This is a genomic window from Actinopolyspora biskrensis (assembly GCF_013408175.1).
GTDB lineage: Bacteria > Actinomycetota > Actinomycetes > Mycobacteriales > Pseudonocardiaceae > Actinopolyspora > Actinopolyspora biskrensis.
The window spans coordinates 442828-469311 of sequence record NZ_JACBYW010000004.1; the positions used below are offsets into that span (position 1 = coordinate 442828).

Sequence of the window (26484 nt, forward strand, 5' to 3'; positions counted from 1 at the left end):
CACCTCCGGTGTCGCCGCGCGCCGACAACTCCGGCCCGGCGGCGGTTCGGTCGTGATCAAGCCGTCACATGCTGTTGACCATCGGTGTGAGGGCGGTTACTTTTTCGGGATATCGGACTTGGTCCGGCATATCAAACAAAGAGGATCTCGGTCATCCGAAACAGGACTTGGAGCCCGCATGTCCCGATTACACTCGGCGGTCGGCCTGGCCACGGCCGCACTGCTGGGCGGCACGCTGCTGCCGTCGGCTCTCGCGGACACCGCCCAGAGCTCACCGATCGACTACTCCCTGCAGGTCGACGCCGGTGGCGAGACGACATCGATCCCCGACACCATGCACGGAGTCTTCTTCGAGGACATCAACGACGCCGCCGACGGCGGCATCTACGCGGAGCTGGTGCGCAACCGCTCCTTCGAGTACGACACCGTGGACAACCCCTCCTACACCCCGATGACCGGCTGGAGCACCACCTCGGTAGGCGGTGCCGAGGGCTCCGCCGAAGTGGTCGACGACGAGCAGCGGCTCAACGAGAACAACCGTCGCTACCTGAAACTGCGGCCGAACGCCCCCGGAAGTGCCGCCTACGGCGTGACCAACGCCGGATACCACTCCGGGATGTCGCTGGAGCGCGGCGAGAAGTACGACTTCTCGATCCGGGCCCGCAGCGACCAACCCGGCGGCACCCCGCTGACCGTCGCGGCCACCGACGGCTCCGGCTCCCCGGTGGGGCGCACCATGCGGCTCCAAGTCGGGGGCGACGAGTGGACCGAGTACACCGGCACCTTCGTCGCGAACGACAACACCAACACCGGCGGGCTGCGCGTGCTCGCGCACGGCTCGGGAACCGTGCGGCTCGACATGGTCTCGCTCTTCCCGCGCGACACCTTCAAGGGCGAGCCCAACGGGCTGCGCAAGGACCTGGCTCGCAAGATCGAAGCGCTCAACCCCGGTTTCCTGCGCTTTCCCGGCGGCTGCCTCGTCAACACCGGCAGTCACGAGTCCTACCAGGCCCCCGACTGGGAACGGCGCCGCTCCTACCAGTGGAAGGACACCGTGGGACCGGTCGAGCAACGCCCCACCAACGCCAACTTCTGGGGCTACAACCAGTCCTACGGGCTCGGGTTCTACGAGTACTTCCGGTTCGCCGAGAACATCGGTGCCATGCCGCTTCCCGTGGTTCCCGCACTGGTCACCGGTTGCGGTGAGGACAAGGCCACCCACGATCCGCAGCTGCTGCAGCGCCACATCCAGGACACCCTCGATCTGATCCAGTTCGCCAACGGGTCGGTCGACACCGAGTGGGGCGCCAAGCGCGCCGCCATGGGGCACCCAGAGCCCTTCGGCCTCACGCACCTGGCCGTGGGCAACGAGGAGAACCTGGCCGAGGACTTCTACAAGCACTTCGAGAAGTTCCGCGACGCCATCGAGCAGCGCTACCCCGGGATCACCGTGGTCGCCAACTCGGGGCCCGACGACAGCGGAGCCACCTTCGAACGCGCCTGGGAGCTCGCCCGCGAGCAGAACGCGGAGATGGTCGACGAGCACTACTACAACAACCCGCAGTGGTTCCTGGAGAACAACCGGCGCTACGACTCCTACGACCGCTCGGGAGCGAAGGTCTCGCTGACCGAGTACGCCTCGGAGGGCAACGAGTTCCGCAACGCGCTGGTCGAGTCGGCCTTCATGACAGGGTTGGAACGCAACGCCGACGTGGTGCGGATGAGCTCCTACGCCCCGCTGCTGGCCCACGAGGACGATCCGCAGTGGAGCCCGGACATGATCTGGTTCGACAACCACCGCTCGTGGGGATCGGCCAGCTACGAAGCGCAGAAGCTGTTCGGCAACAACGTCGGCGACGAGGTGGTGCCCAGCGAGGCGTCCTCGACCCCGGCAGAGCGGAAACCGATCAGCGGTGCGGTGGGACTGTCCACCTGGAACACCAGCGCGGCCTACGACGACGTGCGGGTGACATCGGCCGACGGCGAGACGCTGCTGGCCGACGACTTCTCCGGCGACGCCTCGAAGTGGAGCGGACTCACCGGCACCGGTGACTGGTCGATCGAGAACGGTGCCTACGTCCAGTCGGATGCCTCGGTTCAGAACACCATGGTCACGGCGGGCGACAAGAGCTGGAGCGACTACGACCTGAACCTGACCGCCACCAAGCGCGCGGGCAGCGAAGGGTTCCTCGTCGCCTTCGGCGTCGAGGGAACCGACGACTACTACTGGTGGAACCTGGGCGGCTGGAACAACACCCGCTCGGCGGTGCAGAAGACCACCGCGGGCAGCTCGCAGACCGTGCTGTCCAAGGACACCACCATCGAGGCCGGCCGGGAGTACGACATCAGGGTCGAGGTCCGGGGGCGGAAGGTGACGCTGTTCCTCGACGGCGAGAAGTGGGGCAGCTTCACCGACGAGCGCAACGCCGAACCGTTCCGCCAGGTCGTCACCAGGGACAACGAGACCGGTGAGCTGATCGTCAAGGTCGTCAACGCCCAGAACAACCGGGCTCGTACCCGGTTGGACATCAACGGTGCGTCGCGGCCGGCGAACACGGCGCGGCTGACCACGCTGCAGGGCGACCCCCAGGCGGTCAACACCGCCGAGTCGCAGCCGATCAAACCCGAGAAGTCGGTGATCCGGGGCGTGGACGAGAGCTTCCGCCACACCTTCCCGCCCAACTCGATCACCGTGATGCGGATCAGGACGCACGACAACTGATTCGAATCCGCCGACCGATTCTCCGGGGGCTCGCTCGGAGTGGTGGTGCTTTCGGCGCTGCCGCGTCGAAAGCACCGCTCCAGCCATCGAAACCACAGAAGACTTCGATTCTGCTTCCGGCAGGGAGGAACGTGACATGCCCCAGAACAACTTGAACCGCCGCTCGCTGCTGCGCGGTGGTGGAGCGGCCGCGGCGGGAGCGGCGGCAGTGCCGCTGCTCGGAACCTCGGCGAGCGCCTCGGCGCAGGAGCCCGGACGCGGCGCCGGGCAAGGTCCCACCGGGGCCTCCAACGTGCTGACCACCCGTGACCCGTTGATCGAGCAGCGTGCCGACCCGCTCATCACGTACCCCCACCGCGGGATGTACTACATGACCGGGTCGGTCCCCGAGTACGACCGCATCGTCGTGCGCGGGGCGCCCACCATCGACGGCCTGGCCCACACCAGGGAGAGCACCGTCTGGAGACGTCCGGAGTCGGGAAGGATGGCCGGCCACATCTGGGCGCCGGAGCTGCACCGCATCGACGGGCGCTGGTACATCTACTTCGCCGCCGGCGACTCCGACGACGTCTTCCGGATCAGGATGTACGTCCTGGAGTCCCGGGCGGCCGATCCCCGCGAGGACGCCTGGCAGCTGCGCGGACAGGTCGAGACGGCCTGGGACACCTTCGCGCTCGACGCCACCACCTTCGAGCACGCGGGCACCCGCTACTACGTGTGGGCCCAGGAGGAGCCCGGGATCGACACCAGCAGCAACCTCTACATCGCCGAGATGGACTCCCCGCTGAAGATCAAGGGCGATCCCGTGCGCATCGCCGTGCCGACCGAGGATTGGGAGACCAGGGGCTTCAAGGTCAACGAGGGCGCGTACGTGGTGGTCCGCAACGGGCGGGTCTTCATGACCTTCTCGGCCAGCGCCACCGACGCCAACTACTGCGTGGGGCTGCTGACCGCCGACGCCCGCTCCGACCTGCTCGACCCGGCCTCCTGGACCAAGTCACCCCGGCCGGTGATGGAGACCGACGAGGCCAACAGCAGGTTCGGCCCCGGGCACAACTCCTTCACCGTGGCCGAGGACGGCGAGACCGACGTGCTCGTCTACCACGCGCGGTCCTACCGCGGGATCGAGGGTGATCCGCTGTACGACCCGAACCGGCACACCAGGGTGCAGAAGTTGAACTGGTACCCGGACGGGACGCCCGCGCTCGGGATACCGATCGCGGAGGGCGAGCCCGTGGTCCGGCTCTCACCACTGGACAGCCCGGACTCGTTCGTGCGGCACGGGGAGGGCGGCCGACTGGTCGTCGAGCGGGTCGGAGACCGGGTCGAGCGGAGCCAGTTCCGGATCGTGCCGGGATTCCTCGACCCAGGCCGGGTGGCGCTGCGCTGCGTCGACCTCCCCGAGCACCACGTCCGCGTCAGCGACGGATCACCGGTCGTGGCGCCCTACGCGGACAGCGACGAGTACGGCCGGGCGAGCGGGTTCCTCCGCGACGAGGGGCTGGCCGATCGCGGCGGGGTGTCCTTCCGACTGTCGGAGGATCCGCACAGCTACCTCGCGCACCGCGAGGGCAGGCTGGTCGTCGAACGGCCGCGGAGCAGGGCGGACCGGGAGCGCGCGACCTTCCGGCTTTAGGGGGCCGCGCGGCTCGGTTGTCGTAGGTGGTTGCTTGGCGGAACCTCTCGCGGGCTCTCGCCCCGGGAGCCCCGACATCGGGTAGCCACCTGCACAACGTCGGGCCTTCCTCGCGAGAGCACCGCGAGAGAACCCGCGGCGGTGCCGATTGCGCAGCGGCAGAGCGCCTGCGTCGGAATGCAGCCCCTGCTCGGGAGCGCCTGACGGCGCCGGTTGCGCGGGTGGTGTTTCGGCCCCTGCGGCGCCGAGGGAACCCCCGAGGTCGCTGCTCGAGAACGGTCCAACGCTGCCGAGGTGCCGACTCACGTGACGGCTACCAGGCCACTCACGCAGAGCACCACTGCGAGCTAGGGCCTAGCGGAGCTTCTCCGCTCTGGTCGTCGGGGCACCTGCTCCGGCGGAGCCCCCGAAGGGCTCACGCCGCGGGTGCCCCGACGTCGGGCGGGGCTCGTCCCCTTCCGGCGCTTCGGACTCCCCGACGGAACCGCGGTCACCGTTGTCGGCGGGGAAGACCCACTTGCGGAAGGCCCACCAGCGGAAGGCCATGCCCAGCAGGACGCCGAGTATCTGCCCCGAGGTGAAGTCGGCGATCTCCTCGACGAACCTGGTCGTGTAAGGCGTCTGCAGGTGCAGGGCGTACCGGGAGATCCACAGCGGTGCGGCGTAGAGGGCGACGGCTATTCCGCTGAACAGGAAGTACAGGCTCGCCTCGTGGTGGCGTTCCCGCCCGCCGCGGGTGCGGAAGGCCCACTCCCTGTTGAGGACGTAGGACACGATCGTCGCGACGAGCACGGCGACGACCTTGGCGGTGACCGGCTTCGGCGCGAGTACGGTCCACTTGAGCACGTAGAACAGCGACGTGTCGATGACGAAGGTGCTCGCCCCGACGAAGGCGAACTTCAACAGCTCGCGATGTCTGACGGCGATCGTTCGCACCGGGGCGGGCAGTTGCGTGAGCACCGTATCGACTACCGACACCCGCCGAGTGTACGGAGTGTCGAACCGCTCACCGACCCCTTGTCCCGGTTCTCGTCCCCGCGGGTGCCACACTTCACAACCCGCCGGAGGCGGTGGCGGGAGATCCCGCGGTCGCCCCACCACCTGCTTCCGGGCGGCCGGTTCCTCCCGGCACGAGCTCGGGAGTCCGCGGCTCGCCCGGTTCGGCACCGACTACCCGAGCGTCTCCGTGAGCCGGTTCTCGCGGAGCCACCGGGACAGCGGATCGGTTCCTCCGGGGCCGTCCTCCGCGTCCCCGCTCTCCGGTCCGTGGGGCGGAGCGTCGTTCCGCGGCTCGCGCGTGGGCGTGTTCCGGGGTGGGTTCCCGTGCCGTTCGCGGTGCTCGGTGTCCGCCTCGTCACCGGGGCGGGGTTCGGTGCTCTCCCGGGAGCTCTCCCCGCTGGGCTCCGGTGTCCGCCGGTGTTCCCCCGCGGAGTCCGAGCCGCTTTCCGGCGTCCGCTCCGGCGTCGACTCCGGTGCGGGGGACGGTTCGGGGGCTTCCCGAGGCCGGTCCTCGTTCTGTCGCCGTGTCTCCGGGGCGGGCCCTTCCTCGGTTTCCGACCAGCTCCGGGGAGTTTCCCAGTGGTCGGGCAGCCGTGAGCACCACGATGTCAGGGTCACGAGCTCGCTGTCCCGCGCCAGGTCCAGCGTGGCCGTCACGGAGATCCGCGTCGGCTCCGTCCACTCGACCGCCGGTTCGGACGGCGAGTTCTCCGGTACGGGAGTTCGGAGCGAGAACCAGCGCGAGTCGTGCAGCCACACCGCGAAATCGGTCGTCTCTCCGGGGCGCAACTTCTCGGTGCAGCGCACCCGCGATTCCGCGCGCTCACAGCCCTCGGGGATACCGATCGGCCTGATGCCCTCCGGCAGTTCGAAGGTCAGCCGGGCGGCCCCGGTCGTGTCCCCGGTGTTGCGCACACTGGCGTGCACCCGCGAGGCCAACCACGGCAACCCCGACCAGCTTCGTGCGGTGATCCGCACGCCGGGATCGTCGCCGGGAGTCACCCGTACACGCACGTCGGCGAGCGAGAGCGACATCCCCCCGGCCGTGGTGATGTCCACCCCGATCTCGCCGTTCCGGGCGCCGTCCCCGGCCCGGAGCGAGAAGTTCGGCTCCAGCGTCTCGCCGGGACGCAGCCCCCGGTTCGTGGTGCAGGTCAGCGTGGTTCCCGTGCGCGTGCAGTCGAACCGCGGTTCCTGCCGCTCGGCCGCGATCGTGGACCCGGTCGTCACCCACGCCGGCCCGGTGCTCGCCGGTTCGGAGCCAGCGTCCTCCGCGGGGGCGCTGCCCGCCAGCGTCGCCTCGATGCCCTCCGGCAGGGAGAACTCGGCCGTGACCGGGGCCGAGGCGGCCGTGCCGCTGTTGCGGAGCTCGATCGGCAGCGTGGCCGGGTCCCCTCCCGCGACGAGCCGTATCGGTTCGCCCGGGCCGCTCGCGACCAGATCGGCCTCGCCGGGCGGAGGGGGCGGAGACCGGTCCGGTTCCCGGGGCTCCGGTGGTGGCTCCGTCGGTGAGGGGGCGGGTGGGGGCGGATCCGGTCGCCGGGGGTCGGGTTCGGACGGCTCGGGCGGAGCTGGGGTGGTTTTCTCCGGGGGAGGTTGGGCCGCGCTCGGGGTGGACTGCTGCCCACTCGCCGCGAGGCCGACGGCGACCGCCACGACGAGGGCCACGGTGGACGCGGCCGTCCCGGCGAGTTGCCGGGGGAGGGAACTCGCGGCGCTCGCGACCCCGGCCGCGCCGCTCGCCGCGCCCGCTCCGGCCGCGGCCGCCGTTCCACCGGACTTGCCCGCCAGGTAACCGGCTGCTCCGGCGCCGAGCAGGAACGGCGCGACGACGAGCCGGAGACCGCCGTTGACGTCGCTGAGCTCCTCGGCCAGCGCGTTGCAGCGATCGCAGGAGTCCAGGTGGGTGTCGACCTGCGCTGTTTCCCGTTTGGAGAGTCCACGGCGGGTCCAGGCGCCCAGACGTTCGACGGTCGTCCTGCACCGGTCCAGGTCCTGCCCCGAGCTCTCGAGACTGGCCAGGTGGACCTGCAGGTAGGCCTGCCGCAGTCCTTCGCGGGCGCGGTAGGCCAGTGCGGAGACCCCGTTCGGGGTCAGACCGAGCAGCGGGGCGACCTCGGCGGGGGACTGCCCCTCGACCTCCAGGTGCCACAGCACCGTTTGCCAGCGCTCCGGGATCCGGTGGAACGCCTGCGTCGCCAGCGAGCGTTCGAGCCCGGCCACCGCGGTGTCGGTGAACGGGACGCGCAGGTCGGCGTTCTCCTCGGCCGAGATGTCGTCCGAGTAGTGCAGCTTGCGGTCCTTGCGCACGCGGTCGTAGGCGGTGCGGCGGATCGTGGTGAGCAGGTAGGCCCTGAAGGCGGTGTTCGGTCCCTGGCCGGAGCGTAACCCCGTGAGCACCTTGGCGAAGGCCTCGGAAACGAGGTCGTCGGCTTCGGTGGAAGTCCCGGTCACCTGCCTGGCCATGTTGTGGGCGGCGGCGACGTGCCGCTGGTAGAGCACGCCGTACGCCTCACCAGAACCACCGCGCACGGCTTCGATGAGCTCGTTGTCGCCGGCGTCCTCGAAGTCCTCGAATGCGCCCGGGGCGGTTCCCACGCTAGTGCTCTCCCCTCGTTAGGTCGCCGGCAGTCGGTCTGGTCACGCGGTTCGGCCGACTGTACTCAGCGGGGATTCTGATCGAACTCTTCGGGTGAACGCTATTCGCATCACCGTCATGGGGGATCGGACCACACGTCTCCACTCGCGGGAGTCGCGAGTTTTGGAGGCCGGATGAGACCGTCCGACGAACTGTCCCGGTGGCCGGGCGCGGAGAACGCCGTCGCCGGGGAGGAAGCACCCGCACGGCTCGGCGTGCGCGAGCGCAGGCGTGCGCTCCGCGCGCGGTGGAGGAGCGCCACGCTCGCCGCCGGGTGGCCGTTCCCGAGCGACTGGTCCTGCTCCGGGGTGGACAGGGTCTGCGACGCCGCGCTGCGCGAGGAGGAGCTCCCCGAGGCGGTGGCCGAACTCGGGGAGCAGCGTGCCGCCGCCGGGATAGGGCTGGACGAGACGCTGCGGGACCTGGCCGCGCTGCACGCGGTGCTCGCGGGGGAGTGCACCGGAGGAGCCCTGGTAACGGGGGACTGTTCCCGCATGCCGGGGGAACTGCTGCGCAGGACAGCCGTGGCCTGGGCCGACGTGGTGGCGGGGCGTTCGGCGTCCCGGGAGGTGGTCGACGCCCTGACCGGGCTCACCACGCAGGCCTACCTGCGGATGCGGCTGCACGAGGTGTACCGCGAGACGTCCCGGGAAGAGCACGACGACGGGGGCGGTGCGCGGGACGGGGCCCACTACGAGCTGCTCGCGGTCACGTTGCCGCTGTCGGAGCGGACGGGCCGCTGGGCCAGGATGATGGGGGTGGTGCTCGCCGCCGAGGTGCTCCGGAGCGTTTTCGACTCGGGGGAGACGCTTTCCCTGCTGCGGGAGTCCACCCCCGTGGTGCTCACCCGGATCCGGAGCGGGCTCGCCGAGCGGCGCGCGTGGGCCGAGCTGATGATCGCCGACCGGCTGCGGGCCGACCCCGAGCTGCGGACGGCGTGCGTTTCCGCGGAGGAGGTGCGTCTCCGGGAGCTTCGGCTGCCCTCCGAGTACGCGGAGGCCTGCGAGCTCGTCGACTCCCTCTAGGAGGACGGCGGCGCGATCCTCGCGGTGCTGCTCGGCTGACCCCCTCGCGGGCTCGTGAGCGGGGCCCGACTTCGGGACCGTCCTGGCGGGAGTCCCACGGGAGCCCCGAGGCGGCGCCGACTTTCTGGGCGGTTACGAGCCGCTCGGCCGAGCGAGTGCCTTGCGGGACTCAGGGGCTTTCAGCATGGTTTTTCTTGTCCGGATCGGAACGAGTTGTTCCGGTGCGTGAGGTGGATGCATCGCAGGGTGGGGAGGGCACGTGGCGCAGGTCGCTGCTCGAGGTGCCCTGCAACGCAGCAAGGCGCCGCCTCACGTGCCAGCAGCCGACTCAGCCGGGCAAGTCATTCTGCAAGGAATCCTTGGAAGTTGCTGGTGCGGAAGTTCAGTCCCGGCCCCGCGTCGCATTCCGGAGTGGTTGGCTGTGTGACCTGTGCGGTTGCCGACCGGGACCAGGGTGCCGTCAACAGAATCACTCGCCCGTGCAGCGCTTTCGGGGGGCGAGGACGGGTGCAGACGCTCCGCCTGTTCGGTTAGGGGGACAAAACGCCTGGCGAGCTGAGGAATCTTGGATTGCCCCACCGCGGACACACCCCACCCGTGGTCCGGCTCAGCTTTGAGCCCAGCACGACGAGTGCTGTCACGACCGAGTTGTGCGAGCCGAGCGCAGGAGGCGTCCCGCACGTGCTTCACGCACTGCGGGGCACGCCAGATCCTGGCCACCAGCTCCTCGAGCAGCTGGCCCCCGCCAAGCCCTGCAATGGACTGGTACCGCAACAGCCCCGTCGTGGGTCGTGTTCCTCGGTCGGAAAACGAGCTCACCCGCTCGTGGCGGTGGTCTTGTCCACAGAAGGTCGTGTGTTCTGAGTAAATCTCCTCGCGTTGCAGCTACCTTTCCTCAGGAATGGAGGTTGTTGGTTGAATTTTGCACTGCCGAGAAATGATCCCCGATTTCTCGGGGCGGTTGCATGAGTTTGATCGGTTATTGTTCAGCTCGTGCTCCCGCCAGTGTGTAACTTCCGAGAGCAACGCAGAACAACACCACGGCCAGCACAGCGGCGGTCATATCGGCCGCTCGCTCCACAGCAAAGGCCCACCAGGGATGCTCGGTGTAGCCTCCTGTGGTGCTGCTGCCGTGGGTGCCTAGCAGTAGGGTCAGCAGCACGTAGGGGAAGGCCGTGACCCAGCCGCGGGTGGCCCCTGCGAGCGTGGCTGTGGTCAGGGTCATGCCGGTGAGTCCGGCCAGGTTGCGCAGTCCGGCCAGTGCCAGCTCTGAGCTGTGCGTCCACAACGGCAGGCAGGCCAGCGCGGCCGGGAGCGCAGTCGCGGTCAGCAATCCGAGTCTGACCACACCTTGAGAGCGTGGGGCGGTGTCCCAGAGCCTGGTGGGCGGACGTAGGTACAGCGTGATCATGCAGGCCAGCAGCAGTGGGCTGAACAGGCCCAGCGGCACGTGGAGCTGGCCGACGTTGGGCACCGGCACGGGCAGTCGGTCGGCGCCGAAGAGAGCGTTGACCAGCGCCACTGCTGCGCAGCCCGCGGTGTGCGGCAACCAGCGATGAGCCCGCAGCAGCAACCGGAGCGGGGTCATGCGGGGAGTTCCGGCATCGGGGTGGTGCAGTCGTTGTTGGCCGGTATCGCCTCGCGCACCCAGGCCTGTCGCACGTCCTGCGGAGCGCTCAGCAGTTGTTCGACCTCGCTTGTCCGGTTGGGTGGTGGGTTGAGCTGTTCGGTGTTCAGCTCGGGGTTGAGCCTGTGCAGTATCCAGGCCTGCAGCAAGGCGCGTGCTCGCATGCCCGGGTAGCGGCGATAGCTGAGGGCTTGGTGGTCGCCGGATGCGGTGGCGTTGGAGGACGGCCGGCGGGCGCATTCCGGGGGTCGGCTCACCGTTGGCACGGCCAGCTGCTCCAGCAGCTCCGTGTCGGGAGTGCCCGGATCGATGGCGCTGATGCGTGCCGAGCCGCCGGACCAGTCCAGACCTTTCTCGGCGTAGCTGTCGGCCGGGTTCAGTTCGGGGAACCGCTGCCGGTAGTCGTCGACCACCCGCACCCACCGGTCCAGATCGGCGCTGTGGGCCGGCCACATGCACACCCGCGCCCCGTCGGGGCTCTGTCGGCAGATGCCCTGGTCGGGCTGACGCATCGTGGTGAACTGGAAATGCCCCTCGGAGAAGAACTTGCCCGAGCCAAGCAGCGCCACCAACGCCAGCAGGCCGATCCGCCCGGCCAGTCGGGGCCTGCGCCAGCACAGCACCGCCGCGCAGGCGATGATCACCGCCACCAGCCACAGCCACTGACCGGCCAGGGTCACCAGCAACGGCTTCTGGGAGACGTCGCAGCACCGGACGTCGCGAATCACCAGGGCACGTACGTACTTGTTGTCGCTGATCGAACCGTAGGCCATCACCAGCCACAGCACGATGCCCACCGCGGGTGCGGCCAGGAACCGCGGCAGCACGTAGCCACCGGCCACGCCCGCGGCGACGCCCGCGACGAAGGCCGTTCCGGCCACCGCGAGATACGTCCACAACGGATGGCCGCCGCCCCGCATCGAGATGGACACGGCCAGCAGCATCACCGCCGAGCACAGCAGCGCCAGCACCAGGGCCGGCAACCCGGCCAACAGAAGATAGGCCAGCCCCGACCGAGGATAGCTGCGTTCCAGCACGTCGGCGCCGACACGACGCATCCGCGAGGCGTCCCAGGCCGCCACCGCCGCCACCAACGCCACCGGCCACAGCACCGCGGCACTCAGGTGCCCCGAGGCCATCGACCAGTCGCCGCTCCACAGTCCCTGCCGGTCCCGGGCCACCACCCAGGTGAAGACCAGCACCGGCAACGCCGCCCACACCGCGGCGCTGCGCCGCACCGCGATCCACAGCACACTCATGTCGGCACCCCCACTCCCAGCAAGCGCTCGTACACTGCCTCCAGGCTGGAAGCGGTGGAAGTTTCCTCGCCGGTCAGCTCAGCCAACGTGGAATCGGCAACCACCCGTCCCTCGTCGAGTACCACCACCCGCTCGGCCACCGCGGCCACGTCCTCGGTCAGGTGCGTACTCAACAGCACCGTGTGCTCGGCCCCCAGTTCGGTGATCACCTCGCGCAGCGCGTTGCGCTGACGCGGGTCCAGCCCCACCGTGGGCTCGTCCAGCAGCAGCACCGGGGGCTCGTTGACCAGCGCCTGCGCGATGCCGAGCCGACGCAGCATCCCGCCGGAGAGCTCGCCGACCTTCGACGTGGCTCGCTCTCCCAGCCCGGTCGCCTCCAGCGCTCGCTCCACAGCGGGACCACGTTCCCGTCGGGGCACCCGGCGCCACCAGGCCGACAGCGTCACGAACTCCGCGACGGTCAACTGATCCGGTGCGGTGAACCGCTGTGGAAGGAACCCGATCGACTCCCGATACCGCCGCCGGTCCCGCACCGGATCCAAACCGTTCAACTCGACGCGCCCCCGCTGCGGGGACAACACGGTCGACAGCAACCCCAACAACGTGCTCTTGCCCGCCCCGTTCGGCCCCAGCAACGCCGTCACACCCACCGGCAACGCCAGGTCCACGTCCCGCAGCGCGGTACGGCCACGATAATCATGCCGTACACCGTTGATCCGAAGAACCGTATTCAAAAATCCACCTTCAAAAATCCACTGTGAACAGGCGGGGACTGTATCAGACAAACGTGTGGCCCATGTCGAGGCATGGGCCACACCTAACTCAAATTCAGGCTGGGTGTCCTACGCCTCCATGTGCATCGAAGCCATGATCATTCCTGTATGTTTCTCCGACCATGAAGTAGTATTTTCCGGCTACCAAGTTGGTGTAGGCGTGGTCTCCTGGAAGCTGTTGCGAACATAGGTAATCGGCTGCACCGATCTTGTCGTCTGGTGCCCATCCGAGATTGTGCCAAAATTCTATTTGGACTGCATTCCATCCCTCGGTTGGGTAGTCATATTCACACCAGTTTACACGGACGCTGGAGTTTCCGGCGCCTTGTTCCCAGTAGCGAGATTCGAACCCAGTCGTAACATCATCCATCCGCCAGCCAAAACTGTCTGCTGCGCTTGCCCCCGAAAAAGCCAAAAAACTGGCAATGGATATTCCTAGTATTGACAAAACTCTCTTTGTTGGAGATGAAAACTGCATGATGGCTCCTGTGGTTTCTTGTGGATTGTCGCACTGAAGGTATAGGGGTTCTGCAGATAAGTCAACAGCTTTACTGTGTTCGCCGGGGGCAGTAAATATCATACTGGTTTCCGGAAAACATCCAATTCGGAAATTTTTCCTTGTGATGTTGATCATTATTTTTTGCTCTTTTTGGTGGTTTGTGTTTTTGTCGCGAGTGCCCCGCGGTATCGGATTTCAATGGTGTTCATCGAGGGTTACGCAGGTGAGTTGAAACCGGAGCATCGTTGAGGCTGTGCCTCGTGCGGGGGTTTTGTGGCAGGTGAGAGCGGCGGCGAGCGTGAGGAATGCGGTGGGGATGTTTCCGCGGTCTTCGCAGTGAGGCCAGGGTGTCGGCAGCTGGATAACCGGGAGACGGTGCGTTCGACGCCCCGGCGGTGGTGTTCGAGCCTTGTCGAGGTGTCGGTGTCACGGCGGACGATGCGTGGGGTGATCGCGGGCACGTGTAGCCAGCGGCGCAGCCGTGGGTGCTCGGAGGAGCTTTGCCAGCGTTTCACCCGTCCGGTCGGGAACGGCGCGGCCCGCGACTGGTAGGCACGCCGCTGGTGGTCGGCACCGTCTTGGCCGACCTGGATTTCGCCGTTCCGGTCGTCGGGATGACTGTTCGGCGGGAGGTAAAGTCCCGCTCCGGCCGTCAACCCCCGGAAGCCCCCGGTGAGCCGTTGCGCTCCCTCGGTGCGGGTTCGTTCACCCGGACCGGGTAAGGTATCCGCTCTGTGGACCACCGCACCGCAACTCCCGTCGTCGGCATGGTCGGTGGTGGCCAGCTGGCGCGCATGACGCACCAGGCGGCCATCGGACTCGGCCAGTCGTTGAAGATACTGGCCGCCGCTCCCGGCGAGTCGGCGGCTCTCGTGGCGCCGAACGTGGAGATCGGTTCGCACACCGATCTGGCCGCCCTGCGCGCGTTCGCGAGCGGGTGCGACGCCGTCACGTTCGACCACGAGCACGTCCCCCCGGAGCATCTCCGGGCGCTCGCGGCCGAGGGGGTCGCCGTGCACCCGGGACCGGACGCGCTGCTGCACGCGCAGGACAAGCTCGTCATGCGCAACAAGCTCGCCGAGCTGGGACTTCCGGTGCCGCCGTTCGCCGAGGTGAACGGTGTCGGGGACGTCCTCGAGTTCGGGGCCGAGCACGGGTGGCCGTGCGTGCTCAAGGCCGCTCGCGGCGGTTACGACGGCAAGGGCGTCTGGGTGCTGAACACCCCCGACGGGGCGCACCGCACGGTCGGCGAGCTGCTGGAGGCCGGCACCCCGTTGATGGTCGAGCAGAGCGTGGCGCTGCGCAGGGAACTCGCCGTGCTGGTCGCGCGTTCGCCGTTCGGCCAGGGCGCCGCCTGGCCGGTGGTGGAGACCGTTCAGTCGGACGGGGTCTGCGTGCAGGTGCTCGCACCGGCTCCGAACACCTCGGAGGAGCTCGGGCAGCGCGCCCAGAACATCGGGCTGCGCATCGCCGAGGAGCTGGGGGTCGTCGGGGTGCTCGCCGTCGAGCTGTTCGAGACCTCGGACGGGCTGGTGATCAACGAGCTGGCCATGCGGCCGCACAACTCCGGCCACTTCAGCATCGAGGGGGCGCGCACCTCGCAGTTCGAGCAGCACGTGCGGGCCGTGCTCGACTACCCGCTCGGCAGCACCGAGCTCACCGCGCCCGCCGTGGTGATGGGCAACGTGCTCGCGGCCCCGACCGAGCCGAGGATGGGCCTGGACGAGCGGGTGCACCACCTGTTCGCCCGCTACCCGCACGCCAAGATCCACCTGTACGGCAAGACCGAGCGTCCCGGGCGCAAGGTCGGGCACGTCAACGTGCTCGGCGACCGGATGGACGAGGCGCGCGAGCAGGCGCGGCTGGCCGCGCACTGGCTGGCGCACGCGGAGTGGCCCGACGGGTACTCGGTGCACTGAACCGGGCGATCCTTCGCAGGTTCGGCGAACCCCGGCGGCGCCGGTGGCCGCGTCCACCGGCACGAGGGCACGCGCAGTCGCTCAACCGCGCTGCTTTCGCCGGAGTTCGCGGAGTGCTGCGGTGCCGTTGCGGAGGAGGTTGGCCAGGCCCGTCTCGGTGGCGACGAGTTCCACGCCCGAGCCCTGGCCGCCGAGCTCCTTTTCCACGACGTCGCCGCACACCGCGTAGCGGATCGGGCAGTCGTCCACCTCGACCCAGACTCCCGTGTCGATCCCGTTCATCACGGCTCCTTTCGTCGGTAGCTTGCTTGAATTCAAGCAAAGTTGATTCAACCGACACAAGAGAGTTCGCAGGGCCCGATCAGGTGAGAACGCGTGGGTGCGATGATCCCTCCTCAGGAGGTCCGCAGATGATCACATCGTCATCTCCCGTTGCCGTCCGGTACTACCTCGCGCTTCGCCTGGGGCGACTTCGCGGCGAAGCGGGACTGACCAAGCAACAGGTAGCCAAACGTATCGGGCGCACGGGGCAGACCGTCGCCAATATCGAGAAAGCCGTCAACGCGCCGACTCAGAGCGACCTGGAGAAGTTGCTCGAGATCTACGAGGCTTCCGAGGATTTTTCCGAGTTGCGTGACCTGCTGCCTGTTGCGCGACGCAGCGTCCCGAGAAGCCAGGCTCCCGTGCCTGAGGACTACGACCTTCGGCTGAACCTGGAGGTCGGCATGGCGGAGCTGGACATCCTCAGCGGTTCGCTGGTGCCGGGGTTGCTGCAGGTTTCCGCTTATGCCGCCGCCGTTTTCCGGGCCAATCCGAACCTTTCCGACGAGGAGATCGAGCAGCTCGTTGCGGCCCGGATGGTTCGAAAGAAGATCTTCACCAGGCGGGAGAGTCCCGTTCGGCTGCACGTGGTCGTGGACGAGAGCGTGCTGTACAGGTCTCGCGGCGGTGCTGCCGCGATGCGGGAGCAGCTCGACTACCTGCTGGACGTGGCTCGGACGCCCGAAGTGGACCTCCAAGTGCTCCCGCTGGACGCCGGGTCCTATCTCGGGGAGGGAACGTCGTGGACGATCATGAACTTCCCCGAACCGCTGAGAGGACATCCCGGACTCGTCCATCTGGATCTGCTCGGTGAAGCTCGCTACGTCGACGACAGCCACATGGTGGAGCAGTATCAGCGGGCGTGGCGGCACATCATGGCTACCGCGGCCTCACCGGAACGGTCCCTGGACATGATTCGGGAAGCGAGAGGAAAGTATGTTCCCCGCAGCTGAGCAGCTGTTCCCGGAATGGCGCAAATCCAGTCACAGCGACCCGGAGCGCGACTGCGTCGAGGTGGCCGGGTCATCCGATGTGGTCGGTGTGCGGGACAGCAAGCAGGGTGCCGATTCGCCGGTGCTGGTGTTCGACCGGGAGCTGTGGCGGGACTTCCTGGCCGCGTTGCGGAGCGGCTGAACTCCGGCCGTGGAATCGTGATCCCACCGGTGCTCTAGGCTCTGCGGGTGAAGCGATCCAGCCGCGTATCGGGAGGAAGTCTTGGCGGAGTCCGGTGAACAGCGTGCCGGGGAACCACTGGTCGGCCTGGTCATGGGCAGCGACTCGGACTGGTCGGTGATGCGGGAGGCGGGTCAGACGCTGACCGAGTTCGACGTCCCCTACGAGGTGGGGGTGTACTCGGCGCACCGCACTCCGCAGCGGATGCTGGACTACGCGCGCGGTGCGGCAGACCGCGGCATCAGGGTGATCATCGCGGGCGCCGGAGGGGCGGCGCACCTGCCCGGCATGGTCGCCTCGGCCACGGTGCTCCCCGTGATCGGTGTTCCCGTGCCGCTGAAGCACCTGGACGGCATGGACTCGCTGCTGTCGATCGTGCAGATGCCCGCGGGCATCCCGGTCGCGACCGTCTCGGTCGGCGGGGCGGGCAACGCGGGACTGCTCGCCGTGCGCACCCTCGCCGCGGACTCCGGTGAACTGGGCAGCAGGCTGCGCACCCGCATGGCCGAGTACCAGGACGGGCTGGAGAGCAAGGTGCTGGACAAGCACTCCGCGCTGCGGGAGCGGGCCGGGCAGGACTGAACGCCGCCTGCGGCGGTGCGGCGCACCGCCTGCGGCGGTGCGGCGGTGCGCTCGAACAGGCCGCCCTCTTGTCGGCGGGCCGTGCCGTCACCGGCCCGCCGAAGGGGAGCGGAGTGCTCAGCCGAGCTCGTTGACGAGCACGGCCTCCTGGGCGCTGCCCACCGGCCCGTGCGGGTCGAACAGCCGTGCGCGGGCCAGTCCGATACCGCTGGTCTCGACGTCGCGCCTGATCTCCATGCCGAGCCACTCGCCCGCGGGCCGCCGGTGCAGGTAGCAGGTGATGTCGGTGTTGATCCACGGCCCGAACAGCTCGCCGACGGGGCTGGCCGCGCTGATGCAGTCCACGAGCGTGGCGGTGTGCACCAGCGGGGTGAGCGTCTCCCCCGGCAGCAGCGGCACGGGCATGCGCATCCACACCCTGCTGGCGTCGGGGCTGCTCTGGTCGTCGATCCAGCGGACGTCGACCACGTCGTGCACGCCCCAGCGCAGCCCCAGCTCGGGAGGAATCAGCGAGCCGTCCGCGATCCCCTCGGGACCGGGGAAGGGCGCCCCCGGATCGTTCGCGGGGCCGTCCAGTTCGGTGGTGCGCAGCGCCTGAACGGTGGCCCTGGTGTGGACCTCCCCGTCGCAGACGAGCTCGGCCTGGACCACCTGGAGTCTCTTGCCGGAGCGCAGCGTCGTCGTCGACACGGACACGTCGCGGCGGGGCACCGGACGCATCAGGTCGAAGGTCATCCTGGCGACGAACAGTTCGGGGTCGGCGAGGGCTCGTTCGGCGGCCCGGGCGAGCAACCCGGCGACGGGGCCGCCGCCGGTCAGCTCTCCCCACGGGTTTCCCGCCGCCTCGGTGGGCAGGAACCGATCTCCCGCGAACCGGAACAGCGTCTGGGTGGTATCGGACACACCAAGATGCTACTTGCGAGTAAAGAAAATTGCGAGACGGGATGGGTTCGTTTTTGCCGGGCGCCGGGCGGGCCGACGCCCGCCGTCAGCGGATGCCCAGGTCCACGTTGGTCCTCTCGTCCCCGCGGCGCTTGTCCACCAGCTGGGAGGTCTCCGAGGGGAGCCCCGTGAGCTGCACCAGTGAGGCCCGGGCCGCGAGCACGGCCAGCAAGCCGTCCAGGACCCCGTCCGGCAGTGTCCAGTCCATAGTGGACAAAACTCGGTCGTTCCTTCCGATCCCCAGGGACTCGGCGCGGTGCCGAGCGGAACTCACCAGCTCGTCCACCGTCCGGTCGAGCAGGGCCGGGGTGTCACCGGACGCGGGGACCACGGGCGTGAACTCGTCCCCGCGGATGCGCACCTCGGACGCGAAGTCCAGCACCCCGTCCGGCAAACCGGGCACGGACCCCCCGAGAGCGTCCAGCCCGACCGCCACGGCGGTGTCCGCCCCTTCGGCCTCGGAGATCCGGTCGCCGGGGACGAAGGCGGCTTCCGCGCCCGAAGCGGAGTCGACGACCCGGGCACCGCACCACCAGGCCCCGAGCAGGATCCCCGCCGTCTGCCAGTGCGCGGGCAGGCGCACCGCAACGGGGGTTCCCGGCTCGGCGTCGAGCTCCTCGGTCAGCCAGTTGGCGGTCTTGGCGGCCCAGTTGCCCAGGGTGGCCCCGGAAAGCTCGACCCGACCTCCGGCGGCTTCGTCGTAGTGCGTGATCAGCGGTCGCGATGCTCCGCTCGCCAGCATCGGAGCCAGCAGCGCTTGCGTGACGCTCATGAGGGCAGGCTAACGGACGGCGTTCGCACCGGAGTGGACCAACCGCCAACCGAGGCCGGGACGCCCGCTCACGGGACCGCGCGAGGTTCCGCCGAGCGACCACCCCGAAGCCTCGAACGGAACACTCCGGTCAGTGGACGCAGGGAATCCCGTCCGCCGTGATCCTCTCCCGAGCGGAGTCGTTCCCGCCTGCGGCGCGGGCCCCGTCCAGCGCCAGCGACCGGTCCCCCGTCAGCCGGTGCGTGGGCTCCCCGGAGGTGTCCGGTGCGGAAGAGGTGGTTCCGGAGTCGCCCCCGCTCCCGGCGTCGCGGCCGAGCTCGGTGAAGAACCGCCGCACACGTTCCCCGTCCACGGACACGACGCTGCGCCCCTGCTCGTCCCTGGCCGTGGGGTCCCCGACCGGGATGGTCGTGAAACCGATCCGCCCCGAGGCCAGGGACTGCATCCTGCCCACGAAGTCCATCAGCTTCCAGTCGCTGTCCAGCACGACGGACTTGCGCGCGGCGTCGACGAGCCGGTTCAGCTTGGCCGTGTCCGTGAGCGTTCCGGTGGAGAGCAGCTTGTCGGCCACCGCGGCCATGAACACCTGCTGACGCACGACGCGGTCCAGATCCCCGTCGGGGAGCCCGTGCCGCTGCCGGACGAAGGCCAGCGCGTCCGCGCCGGACACCACTTGCGGTCCCGCGCGGAAGTCGGCCCCGGAGTCCTTGTCGCTCGTGGCGCGCCGCAGGCACACCCGAACCCCGCCCAGAGCCTTGGTGACCTCGTAGAAACCGAGCAGGTTGACCTTGGCGTAGTGATCAACCCGCACACCGGTCAACGTCTGCACGGCCTGGACCAGAGCCCGCTGGCCGGCCCGGTTCGCCCTGCCTGCTATCTCGTCCGCGGTGTAGCCGCCCTCGGCGCGCAGCTCGTCGGCCCGCTCCGCCTTCGCGAGCCCGTACACCCCGTTGATCTTCTCGGTTCCGCCGGAGCGGCTGATGGCCGTGTCCCGTGGAATGGACACCGCCGTGGCCTCGCTCCCGTCGTCGGGGATCCGAACCAGGATGATCGTGTCCGTGTTGAGACCGCTGGTGGATTCCGTGCGCAGGAGCTCGAGCACCTCGGGCGGCAGCGGGTCGCCCTGTGCGTCGGTCCTGCTGTCGCTGCCCACGAGCAGGATGTCGTTCGCCGTGTCCTCGGGAACGCTGCCGGTGACGTCCCCACTGAGCACGTCCGTCGTGCTCATCCCGCTCCGGAAGAACTGCACCGCGCTCCAGCTCGCTGCGGTGAACGCCAGCGTCACGACCGACACCAGCACGAGCAGGCAGCGCAGGGTGATCCGCGCAGCGCGCCGCGCGGTCCCTCTTCGTCCGCGGAGGGGCTCCCGCTCCGGAACGGCGTCCTCCCGCGGGGGAGCGGCCCCCGGAGTCGCCGGGGAGGTTCGTTCCGCGCCCGACGTTCCCGCGGAACTCGTCCCCTCCTCCGGGCCGGTCTCCTCCGGGCGGTCCGCTCGCTCGCGCGGGCCCTCCGGAGGCGGGACCTGTTCGTCGGGCTCGTCCACGTGGTCCTCCTTCGGCCCGGCCTGTCGGACGGTGTCGTCGGGTGCCGAACCGGGCGCTCCCGAGCGGACATCGCGTCCCGGCTCGTTCGGAAGATCGACTCGGACCAAACACTAACGTCCGCGCTCCGCCCTTCCGCGGAACTCACCCGGTTCGGGGATGTCTCTCCCGGGGGCTCTCCCGGCGCGCCGACGACCGGCGTGGTCGTTCGGCACCGGGAGCGCCGGAGGCCCCGAGCGAGCCGTCACCCCGGACGGGAAGCCCCGGTCAGTTCACGCAGGGGACACCGTCGGCCGTGATCGGGCCCTCCTCACTTCCCCCCGACGAGCTCTGAGCGGGAACCGTTTGAGCCGAACCGTCGAGCCGCAGCCCCCCGTCCCCGCTGAAGTTCCGCGCGCCGGGGCCCTCGTAGTCGTCGCCCAGATAGACCGAGATGGCACCGGTCTCGGTGCTGCCGCCCCGCTCCACAGCGATTCCCCCGAGGTCTTCCGCGGCCAGCTCGGCGGCCTTCTCGTTGCCCGAGGAGTAGCGGACCACCGAGCGCTTCATGTCCTGCTCGGCGTTGGCCGCCTCACCGCTGTCGAAGCCGGCCTCGGCCAGGTTCTCGCGGACGCGCCCCGCGAGTCCGGAGACTCCGGAGGCGTTGTAGACGTCGACCTCGGTCTCGGAGCGCAGCTCTTCGGCCCGTTCCTGCTCGCGCTGGGCCTGCTCACGCTCCTCCGGAGGAAGCAGGATGTTGTCCACGAACTGCTTGACCTCGGACGGGTCGGCCTCCAGCCCGGAACTGGGGCCGGCCATCTTCACCGGGATCGTGTCGAACTTGATGTTGCCCGCGGCCATGCCCTGCATCTGCTGCGCGAACGAGGTCACGTCCCAGCCCTTGTCCAGCGTGATCGAGTCCTGCATCGCGTTCATCAGGTCCGACAGCTTGGCCGGGTTGCCGAGCATGTTCGCCGAGAGCATCTTCCTGGCCAGGCCGGACATGAACACCTGCTGGCGCACGATGCGGTCGAGGTCGTTGCGGGGGAGCCCGTGTCGCTGCCGGACGAAGGCCAGCGCGTCTCCCTTGGAGATGGTCTGCTTTCCGGCCGGGAAGTCGGCCCCCGATTTCGGGTCGTCCACCGGGTTCTTCAGGCAGACCTCGACTCCACCCACGACTTTGGTGAGCTTGTAGAAGCCGAGCAGGTTGACCTCCGCGTAGTGCTCGATGGTGAGCCCGGCGAAGTCCTCGATCGTGTCCATCAGGAACTGCTGTCCGGCCGCCGTGGATTCCTTGGCCAGCCTTTTCTCGTCGGTGACGCCCTGGGCCCTGAGCTCCTCCAGCTTGGCGACCCTCTTGTTGTTCAGAGCCGAGTTCAGCTTGTTCTCACCGAACCGGCCCATGTCGACCATGGTGTCCCTCGGGAAGGAGACGGCCCGCGCCCGTGACCCGTCGTTGGGGATGCGCAGCAGGATCATGGTGTCGGTGAGATGACCGCCCCCCTCGCTGGCCCGGAGCTTCTTCAAGATCTCGTCGGGCAGCGGGTTGCCCTGCGCGTCCGTTCGGCTGTCCTGGCCGACCAGCAGGATGTCGGTGACCCCGTCCTCGGCGTCCTGGGCGTTGTCGATCGTGAGGTGGCCGCTCACGCTCGAGTTGAAGCCGCGCAGGGTCCCCCAGGCGTATCCGGTGGAGGCCAGCACGATCACCGAGAGCAGCGCGACGCACAACTGGGTGACCCGCAGCGTCCCGCGACCCCGGCGGGCGGGCGGCTGGGATCGACGGCGTTCACCGGACCAGGTGTCATCGGGAGGAGGAACGCCCCCGGAGTCCCTGCGCGAACCGCGTCGTTGTTCGCGCTGACTCCCCCGCGCCCCTTCCCGGGGGGGCTGCTGCCCCGGCTGCCGTGTTCCGCCCCGCTCGCCTCGTCTGCCCGGTTCGAGAGGCCGCGGCCCGTTGCCCCCGCGGGCGGACTGGGACTGGTCGTGGGGCCGCCTGGATTCGGGCCTTCCGGATTGCCCGTGTGGGCCACCTGGTCGTCGCGGCCGGTTGTCCACGCCGGTTCCTCCTTGGGTGCCTAGCGAGCCGGGGGGTCTCGGGAGAGGTCGTGTCTTCCTCTGGGAGCAGGTTAACTCTGATCACGGAAACGCGTTGTGTGTATGGGGCCAGACAGGCGTCATTACCCTTTCAGGGGACGTGTTTCGTTTACGTTGGGTTGCGTAGCGGTCGGAGTTTCCCCCGAAGCGCATGGCAGACTTCCCGGGACTGCCACGCGCGGTCGATTCCGGACCGTTCGCGGAGGAAGCACGGCGACAGGGAAGGTGCGATGAAGGTCCTCGTTACCGGTGGAGCCGGTTTCATCGGTTCTCACTACGTGCGGCAGCTGCTCGGCGGGCACTACCCCGCCTTCGACGGCGCCGAGGTCGTGGTGCTGGACAAGCTCACCTACGCGGGCAACGTCGCCAACCTGGCCGAGGTGGCCGAGCATCCGCGGCTGCGCGTGGTCCGGGGAGACGTCCGCGACGCCGAACTGCTCGCCGAGCTGGTGCCGGGAACCGACGTGGTGGTGCACTTCGCCGCGGAATCCCACGTGGATCGCTCGATCGCCGGAGCCTCCGACTTCGTGCTCACCAACGTGGTCGGCACCGACGCGCTGCTGCAGGCGTCCCTCTCCGCCGGGGTGAGCCGCTTCGTGCACGTGTCCACCGACGAGGTGTACGGCTCCATCGACGAGGGCTCGTGGTCCGAGGAGAACCCGCTGGAGCCGAACTCGCCGTACTCGGCCTCCAAAGCCGGCTCGGACCTGCTCGCGCGGGCGTACCACCGCACCCACGGTCTGCCGGTGTGCGTCACCCGGTGCTCCAACAACTACGGCCCCTATCAGCATCCCGAGAAAATGATCCCGCTGTTCGTGACCAATCTGCTCGACGGCAAGCAGGTCCCGCTCTACGGCGACGGCACGAACGTGCGGGACTGGCTGCACGTGACCGATCATTGTCGCGGTATTCAGCTGGTCGCCCAATCCGGCACGCCGGGCGAGGTGTACAACATAGGCGGGGGGACCGAACTCACCAACTCGGAGCTGACGGCCAGGCTGCTGCGGGCCACGGGGACGGACTGGTCGATGGTCCGTCCGGTCACCGACCGCAAGGGCCACGATCGCCGCTACTCGCTCCGGCACGACAAGATCCGGGAGGAGCTCGGATACAGGCCTGCGGTCGGCCTGGAGGAGGGGCTGGCCGATACGGTCCGCTGGTACCGGGAGAACCGCTCCTGGTGGCAGCCGCTCAAATTCCACGAAGGGGCCTCCGCATGACTCCACCCGCGCTGTTGATCCCGGGAGGACGTGGCCAGCTCGGCTCCGAGCTGGTCGGGCTGCGCGGGAAGAGGCGCGACGGCCTCGTGCACGCCCCCGGATCGGGTGAGCTCGACATCACCGACGAGGAGGCGTTGAACGACGCCGTCGACTCCTTCACGGACGCGGCGAGTGACGCGGGCATGAGGCCGGTGGTGGTCAACCTCGCCGCCTACACCGCCGTCGACGCGGCCGAGTCCGACCGGGCAACGGCCGAACGGGTGAACACGAGGGGCCCGGCCGACCTGGCCCGGATCTGCCGGAACCGCGGAGTTCCGCTGCTGCACGTCTCGACCGACTACGTCTTCTCCGGAGACGCGACCGAGCCGTACGAGCCCGAGGACGAGGTCGGCCCGCGCAGCGTTTACGGGCGGACGAAACTGGACGGCGAACGGGCCGTTCTCGAGAACCATCCGCGCGCCTGGGTGGTACGCACGGCCTGGGTCTACGGTGCTGCCGGGGCGAACTTCGTGAGCGCCATGGCCGGACTGGCTGCCGAGCGTGAAACGGTCTCCGTGGCCGCGGACCAGTTCGGCTCCCCGACGTGGGCCGCCGACCTGGCCGGGGGGCTGCTCGAACTGGCCGAGTCGGTGGCGCGGCGCGACGAACCGGCGCGGCGGGTGCTGCACTGCACGAACAGCGGATCGACGAGCCGGTACGAGTTCGCCAGGGCGGTGTTCGGTGAGCTGGGGGTCGACCCCGACCGGGTGCGGGCCGCCTCCACCGCCGATGTCCCGCGGCCCGCTCCGCGGCCGGCCTTCTCGGTGCTCTCGGACCGGCGGTGGACCGAGAGCGGGCTCACCGGGCTGCGCCCGTGGCGCGCGGCGCTGAGCGCGGCCTTCGCCACGCACGGCACCTCCTGGGCGGCTCGCTGACCCCGGGGCCCACGCGAAACGTTCCCAGCGGAGGCGCCCTTACCCGACCCGCCAGGCGAACCAACCCGCGGACTCGCCGAATCTCACGCGAACGGCGTACCGAGACGCAGCACCCCTGGAAGTGCCGCGATCAGGCAGAAGCGCGTGAAGCGGCCCACCACCGCGGCGGGCAGCCACGCAGCGAGCGGCGCCGAGAGCAGCCCGGCCGCCAGCACGACGGCCGCGAACGGGGGAACCCCGGCCACGCCGCTGAGCAGCACCAGCCCCGCGCCGGCCAGTGGTCGCCGCACGCACAGCTCGTGAAGCCGGTGCGGCCACTGCCAGCGGGGGCTTCCCCCGTCACGCCGCAGCAGCCGCGGCAGCCGCACCACCCCACGCGCCCCCAGGTAGTGCACCGCCTTGCCCAGCAGTTGTCCCGCGGCTGCCGCGGGGCCCAGGGTCCACCAGGGCAGACCGGACTGCGCGAGGGCCACGGCGACCAGATACACCTCGGCGCTGAACACCGGAACCACGGCCGTGGCCACGCTCATGGTGAACACGCTGAGGATCCAGAGCACCGAACCTCCGAGCGACGGCTTCCTTGCTTCGGAGAACGGCGCGGGCACCGGAGGTGCCCGCGCGCTCACCCGGGGTGATCGTATCCCCGGATCGCCGGATCGTGGTCCGGTTCCGCGTGGAATCCGTCCGGAGCCGTGCGCTCGGGTGGACCGGGGCGGTGCCCGAGCGGGTCACTCGCCCGCCAGAGCCAGCCGGTAGGCCCGCAGGGTGGCTTCGGCGCAACCTCGCCACGTGAATCCGGCGGCGTGTTCCCGCGCCCGCCGCCGGACGTCCCGGTCGGCGGCGGAGCCCACGGCCCGATGCAGCGCCGCGCGCAGCGCGGAACCGTCACCGTGGGCGGCCAGCAGCGCGTGTCCGGCGGTGACTTCACGCAGGGCGGGGATGTCGCTGCACACCACGGGAACGCCCGCCGCCATCGCTTCCAGCGCGGGCAGCCCGAACCCCTCGTCCCGCGAGGGCAGCACCAGCGCTCCGGCTCCGGCCACGACACGACGCAGCACGTGTTCGGGCAGGTATCCGGTGCGTACCACGGTCCCCCCGCCGGGGAGGCGAGTTTCCGGAACCGCCCGTCCGGGGCCCGCGGTCACCAGCGGGGGAAGTCGCGCGTCGACGGCCCCGGCCAGGGTGGACAGACCCTTGCGTGGTCCCCCGTCCCCGACGAAGAGCAGGTACTCGCGAGGAAGCCCGTACTCCCGGCGCAGCGCCTCGTCCGGAGGTGGGGCCTCGAACCACTCGCGATCGACTCCGAGCGGGGTGACCACGATCCTCCGCCGGTCGAGGTCGAACCGCTCGGCGACCCTGGCCGCCACGGCCTCGGTGGGGGTGCACACCACGGAGGAGCGGCGCACGGAGCGCTCGGTCAACCGCGCCCGGGAGTTCCCGCCGCCTCCGTCCACGGCGTCCAGAAAGTCGAGGTCGTGCACGGTCAGCACCCCGGGAACGCGCCCGGAGGGGGGCTGCACGAAGTTCGTCCCGTGCACGAGATCCGCTTTCTTCGTCAACAGCTCGACCGGGGGGAACTCAGAGAACGCCCAGCAGGAGTGCAGCAGCCGCGCCGGCGCGGGCACGCCGCGGGCACCGGTTCCCTCCGGGGCGAGCCGGCGCAGCTCGCGCCATCCGCGCGTGGTCAGCCCGAGCAGCCGCGGACGGCACTCCGGCGCGGCCCCCAGCTCCGCGGCCAGCCGCGCCGTGTAGCGCCCTATCCCGGTGCGGCGCCCCAGCAGCGGGGTTCCGTCCAACACCACGCGCATCTCACTGAAGTCCTCCGTTCGGTTCGTCATGGGAGTCCCTC

General features: G+C 69.4%; 22 protein-coding genes. 9 read left to right on the forward strand and 13 right to left on the reverse strand.

Annotation, left to right across the window (positions count from 1 at the left end; all coding sequences use genetic code 11):
• Positions 1-178 precede the first annotated feature (178 nt).
• Together FHR84_RS13120 and FHR84_RS13125 are read left to right on the forward strand one after the other, a co-directional pair.
• On the forward strand, positions 179-2722 hold the full coding sequence (locus FHR84_RS13120) for an alpha-L-arabinofuranosidase C-terminal domain-containing protein (RefSeq protein ID WP_179535766.1): 2544 nt from the start codon (positions 179-181) through the stop codon (positions 2720-2722).
• A 136-nt stretch (positions 2723-2858) separates the two neighbouring features.
• Positions 2859-4358 carry a family 43 glycosylhydrolase gene (locus FHR84_RS13125; RefSeq protein ID WP_179535767.1) on the forward strand — a complete coding sequence of 500 codons (1500 nt, stop codon included), beginning with the start codon at positions 2859-2861 and terminating at the stop codon, positions 4356-4358.
• Between the two features lie 354 nt (positions 4359-4712).
• Here the strand turns inward: FHR84_RS13125 and FHR84_RS13130 are convergent, their stop codons facing one another.
• Together FHR84_RS13130 and FHR84_RS13135 are read right to left on the reverse strand one after the other, a co-directional pair.
• Entirely contained in the window at positions 4713-5336 is a 624-nt protein-coding gene (locus FHR84_RS13130) for a GtrA family protein (RefSeq protein ID WP_179535768.1), read from the reverse strand.
• A 192-nt stretch (positions 5337-5528) separates the two neighbouring features.
• Positions 5529-7955 carry a sigma-70 family RNA polymerase sigma factor gene (locus tag FHR84_RS13135; protein ID WP_179535769.1) on the reverse strand — a complete coding sequence of 809 codons (2427 nt, stop codon included), beginning with the start codon at positions 7953-7955 and terminating at the stop codon, positions 5529-5531.
• Positions 7956-8129: 174 nt separating this feature from the next.
• Here FHR84_RS13135 and FHR84_RS13140 point away from each other — a divergent pair, with 174 nt between their 5' ends.
• Complete coding sequence (locus FHR84_RS13140) at positions 8130-9020, forward strand: hypothetical protein (RefSeq protein WP_179535770.1); 891 nt, start codon at positions 8130-8132, stop codon at positions 9018-9020.
• 979 nt (positions 9021-9999) lie between these two features.
• Here FHR84_RS13140 and FHR84_RS13145 read toward each other — a convergent pair.
• The 4 genes from FHR84_RS13145 to FHR84_RS13160 all read right to left on the reverse strand — a co-directional run bounded on the left by FHR84_RS13145 (position 10000) and on the right by FHR84_RS13160 (position 13313).
• Entirely contained in the window at positions 10000-10608 is a 609-nt protein-coding gene (locus FHR84_RS13145) for a hypothetical protein (protein ID WP_179535771.1), read from the reverse strand.
• Positions 10605-11906, reverse strand: coding sequence for a hypothetical protein (locus tag FHR84_RS13150; protein WP_179535772.1), 1302 nt, complete (start codon positions 11904-11906; stop codon positions 10605-10607). Before FHR84_RS13150 ends, FHR84_RS13145 begins: the two co-directional genes overlap by 4 nt.
• Positions 11903-12640, reverse strand: coding sequence for an ABC transporter ATP-binding protein (locus FHR84_RS13155; RefSeq protein ID WP_179535773.1), 738 nt, complete (start codon positions 12638-12640; stop codon positions 11903-11905). Before FHR84_RS13155 ends, FHR84_RS13150 begins: the two co-directional genes overlap by 4 nt.
• Before the next feature lie 94 nt (positions 12641-12734).
• Positions 12735-13313 (reverse strand): hypothetical protein, encoded by a 579-nt coding sequence (locus tag FHR84_RS13160; protein ID WP_179535774.1) that lies wholly within the window; start codon positions 13311-13313, stop codon positions 12735-12737.
• Between the two features lie 599 nt (positions 13314-13912).
• On the opposite strand from FHR84_RS13160, the gene FHR84_RS13165 reads away from it, so the two are divergent.
• The gene (locus FHR84_RS13165; RefSeq protein WP_179535775.1) at positions 13913-15097 is read left to right on the forward strand and encodes a 5-(carboxyamino)imidazole ribonucleotide synthase; all 1185 of its coding nucleotides are present in this window, start codon (positions 13913-13915) and stop codon (positions 15095-15097) included.
• A gap of 81 nt (positions 15098-15178) precedes the next feature.
• Here the strand turns inward: FHR84_RS13165 and FHR84_RS13170 are convergent, their stop codons facing one another.
• On the reverse strand, positions 15179-15379 hold the full coding sequence (locus FHR84_RS13170; protein ID WP_179535776.1) for a hypothetical protein: 201 nt from the start codon (positions 15377-15379) through the stop codon (positions 15179-15181).
• Between the two features lie 128 nt (positions 15380-15507).
• On the opposite strand from FHR84_RS13170, the gene FHR84_RS13175 reads away from it, so the two are divergent.
• From FHR84_RS13175 to purE, 3 genes are all read left to right on the forward strand, one after another.
• The gene (locus FHR84_RS13175; protein ID WP_179535777.1) at positions 15508-16371 is read left to right on the forward strand and encodes a helix-turn-helix domain-containing protein; all 864 of its coding nucleotides are present in this window, start codon (positions 15508-15510) and stop codon (positions 16369-16371) included.
• Positions 16355-16552 (forward strand): DUF397 domain-containing protein, encoded by a 198-nt coding sequence (locus FHR84_RS13180; RefSeq protein WP_179535778.1) that lies wholly within the window; start codon positions 16355-16357, stop codon positions 16550-16552. The genes FHR84_RS13175 and FHR84_RS13180 overlap by 17 nt, the downstream gene beginning before the upstream one ends.
• Before the next feature lie 132 nt (positions 16553-16684).
• Complete coding sequence (purE, locus tag FHR84_RS13185; RefSeq protein ID WP_179535869.1) at positions 16685-17173, forward strand: 5-(carboxyamino)imidazole ribonucleotide mutase; 489 nt, start codon at positions 16685-16687, stop codon at positions 17171-17173.
• A 117-nt stretch (positions 17174-17290) separates the two neighbouring features.
• Here the strand turns inward: purE and FHR84_RS13190 are convergent, their stop codons facing one another.
• The 4 genes from FHR84_RS13190 to FHR84_RS13205 all read right to left on the reverse strand — a co-directional run bounded on the left by FHR84_RS13190 (position 17291) and on the right by FHR84_RS13205 (position 22462).
• Entirely contained in the window at positions 17291-18076 is a 786-nt protein-coding gene (locus FHR84_RS13190; protein WP_179535779.1) for an acyl-CoA thioesterase domain-containing protein, read from the reverse strand.
• 85 nt (positions 18077-18161) lie between these two features.
• Complete coding sequence (locus FHR84_RS13195) at positions 18162-18887, reverse strand: TIGR03089 family protein (RefSeq protein ID WP_179535780.1); 726 nt, start codon at positions 18885-18887, stop codon at positions 18162-18164.
• A gap of 130 nt (positions 18888-19017) precedes the next feature.
• Positions 19018-20430 (reverse strand): LCP family glycopolymer transferase, encoded by a 1413-nt coding sequence (locus FHR84_RS13200; RefSeq protein ID WP_179535781.1) that lies wholly within the window; start codon positions 20428-20430, stop codon positions 19018-19020.
• A 265-nt stretch (positions 20431-20695) separates the two neighbouring features.
• A complete protein-coding gene (locus FHR84_RS13205) occupies positions 20696-22462 on the reverse strand; it encodes an LCP family protein (RefSeq protein ID WP_343075263.1) in 1767 nt (588 codons plus the stop codon).
• A gap of 269 nt (positions 22463-22731) precedes the next feature.
• Between FHR84_RS13205 and rfbB the strand changes: the two genes are divergently transcribed.
• Together rfbB and rfbD are read left to right on the forward strand one after the other, a co-directional pair.
• Positions 22732-23721, forward strand: coding sequence for a dTDP-glucose 4,6-dehydratase (gene rfbB / locus FHR84_RS13210; RefSeq protein ID WP_179535782.1), 990 nt, complete (start codon positions 22732-22734; stop codon positions 23719-23721).
• On the forward strand, positions 23718-24635 hold the full coding sequence (gene rfbD / locus FHR84_RS13215) for a dTDP-4-dehydrorhamnose reductase (protein ID WP_179535783.1): 918 nt from the start codon (positions 23718-23720) through the stop codon (positions 24633-24635). The genes rfbB and rfbD overlap by 4 nt, the downstream gene beginning before the upstream one ends.
• Positions 24636-24718: 83 nt before the next feature.
• Here rfbD and FHR84_RS13220 read toward each other — a convergent pair whose 3' ends face one another.
• Complete coding sequence (locus FHR84_RS13220; RefSeq protein WP_343075264.1) at positions 24719-25261, reverse strand: hypothetical protein; 543 nt, start codon at positions 25259-25261, stop codon at positions 24719-24721.
• 102 nt (positions 25262-25363) lie between these two features.
• Positions 25364-26473: a glycosyltransferase family 4 protein gene (locus FHR84_RS13225; protein ID WP_179535784.1), complete on the reverse strand. Its 1110-nt coding sequence runs from the start codon at positions 26471-26473 to the stop codon at positions 25364-25366.
• Between the last annotated feature and the right edge of the window lie 11 nt (positions 26474-26484).

What these genes read in the sequence shown, in the direction of transcription:
- FHR84_RS13120 (WP_179535766.1), top strand. Translation starts at nt 179, where the DNA reads ATGTCCCGATTACACTCGGCGGTCGGCCTGGCCACGGCCGCACTGCTG.
- FHR84_RS13125 (WP_179535767.1), top strand. Translation starts at nt 2,859, where the DNA reads ATGCCCCAGAACAACTTGAACCGCCGCTCGCTGCTGCGCGGTGGTGGA.
- FHR84_RS13140 (WP_179535770.1), top strand. Translation starts at nt 8,130, where the DNA reads ATGAGACCGTCCGACGAACTGTCCCGGTGGCCGGGCGCGGAGAACGCC.
- FHR84_RS13145 (WP_179535771.1), bottom strand. Translation starts at nt 10,608, where the DNA reads ATGACCCCGCTCCGGTTGCTGCTGCGGGCTCATCGCTGGTTGCCGCAC.
- FHR84_RS13150 (WP_179535772.1), bottom strand. Translation starts at nt 11,906, where the DNA reads ATGAGTGTGCTGTGGATCGCGGTGCGGCGCAGCGCCGCGGTGTGGGCG.
- FHR84_RS13160 (WP_179535774.1), bottom strand. Translation starts at nt 13,313, where the DNA reads ATGATCAACATCACAAGGAAAAATTTCCGAATTGGATGTTTTCCGGAA.
- FHR84_RS13170 (WP_179535776.1), bottom strand. Translation starts at nt 15,379, where the DNA reads ATGAACGGGATCGACACGGGAGTCTGGGTCGAGGTGGACGACTGCCCG.
- FHR84_RS13175 (WP_179535777.1), top strand. Translation starts at nt 15,508, where the DNA reads ATGATCACATCGTCATCTCCCGTTGCCGTCCGGTACTACCTCGCGCTT.
- FHR84_RS13180 (WP_179535778.1), top strand. Translation starts at nt 16,355, where the DNA reads ATGTTCCCCGCAGCTGAGCAGCTGTTCCCGGAATGGCGCAAATCCAGT.
- purE (WP_179535869.1), top strand. Translation starts at nt 16,685, where the DNA reads ATGGGCAGCGACTCGGACTGGTCGGTGATGCGGGAGGCGGGTCAGACG.
- FHR84_RS13195 (WP_179535780.1), bottom strand. Translation starts at nt 18,887, where the DNA reads ATGAGCGTCACGCAAGCGCTGCTGGCTCCGATGCTGGCGAGCGGAGCA.
- rfbB (WP_179535782.1), top strand. Translation starts at nt 22,732, where the DNA reads ATGAAGGTCCTCGTTACCGGTGGAGCCGGTTTCATCGGTTCTCACTAC.
- rfbD (WP_179535783.1), top strand. Translation starts at nt 23,718, where the DNA reads ATGACTCCACCCGCGCTGTTGATCCCGGGAGGACGTGGCCAGCTCGGC.
- FHR84_RS13225 (WP_179535784.1), bottom strand. Translation starts at nt 26,473, where the DNA reads ATGACGAACCGAACGGAGGACTTCAGTGAGATGCGCGTGGTGTTGGAC.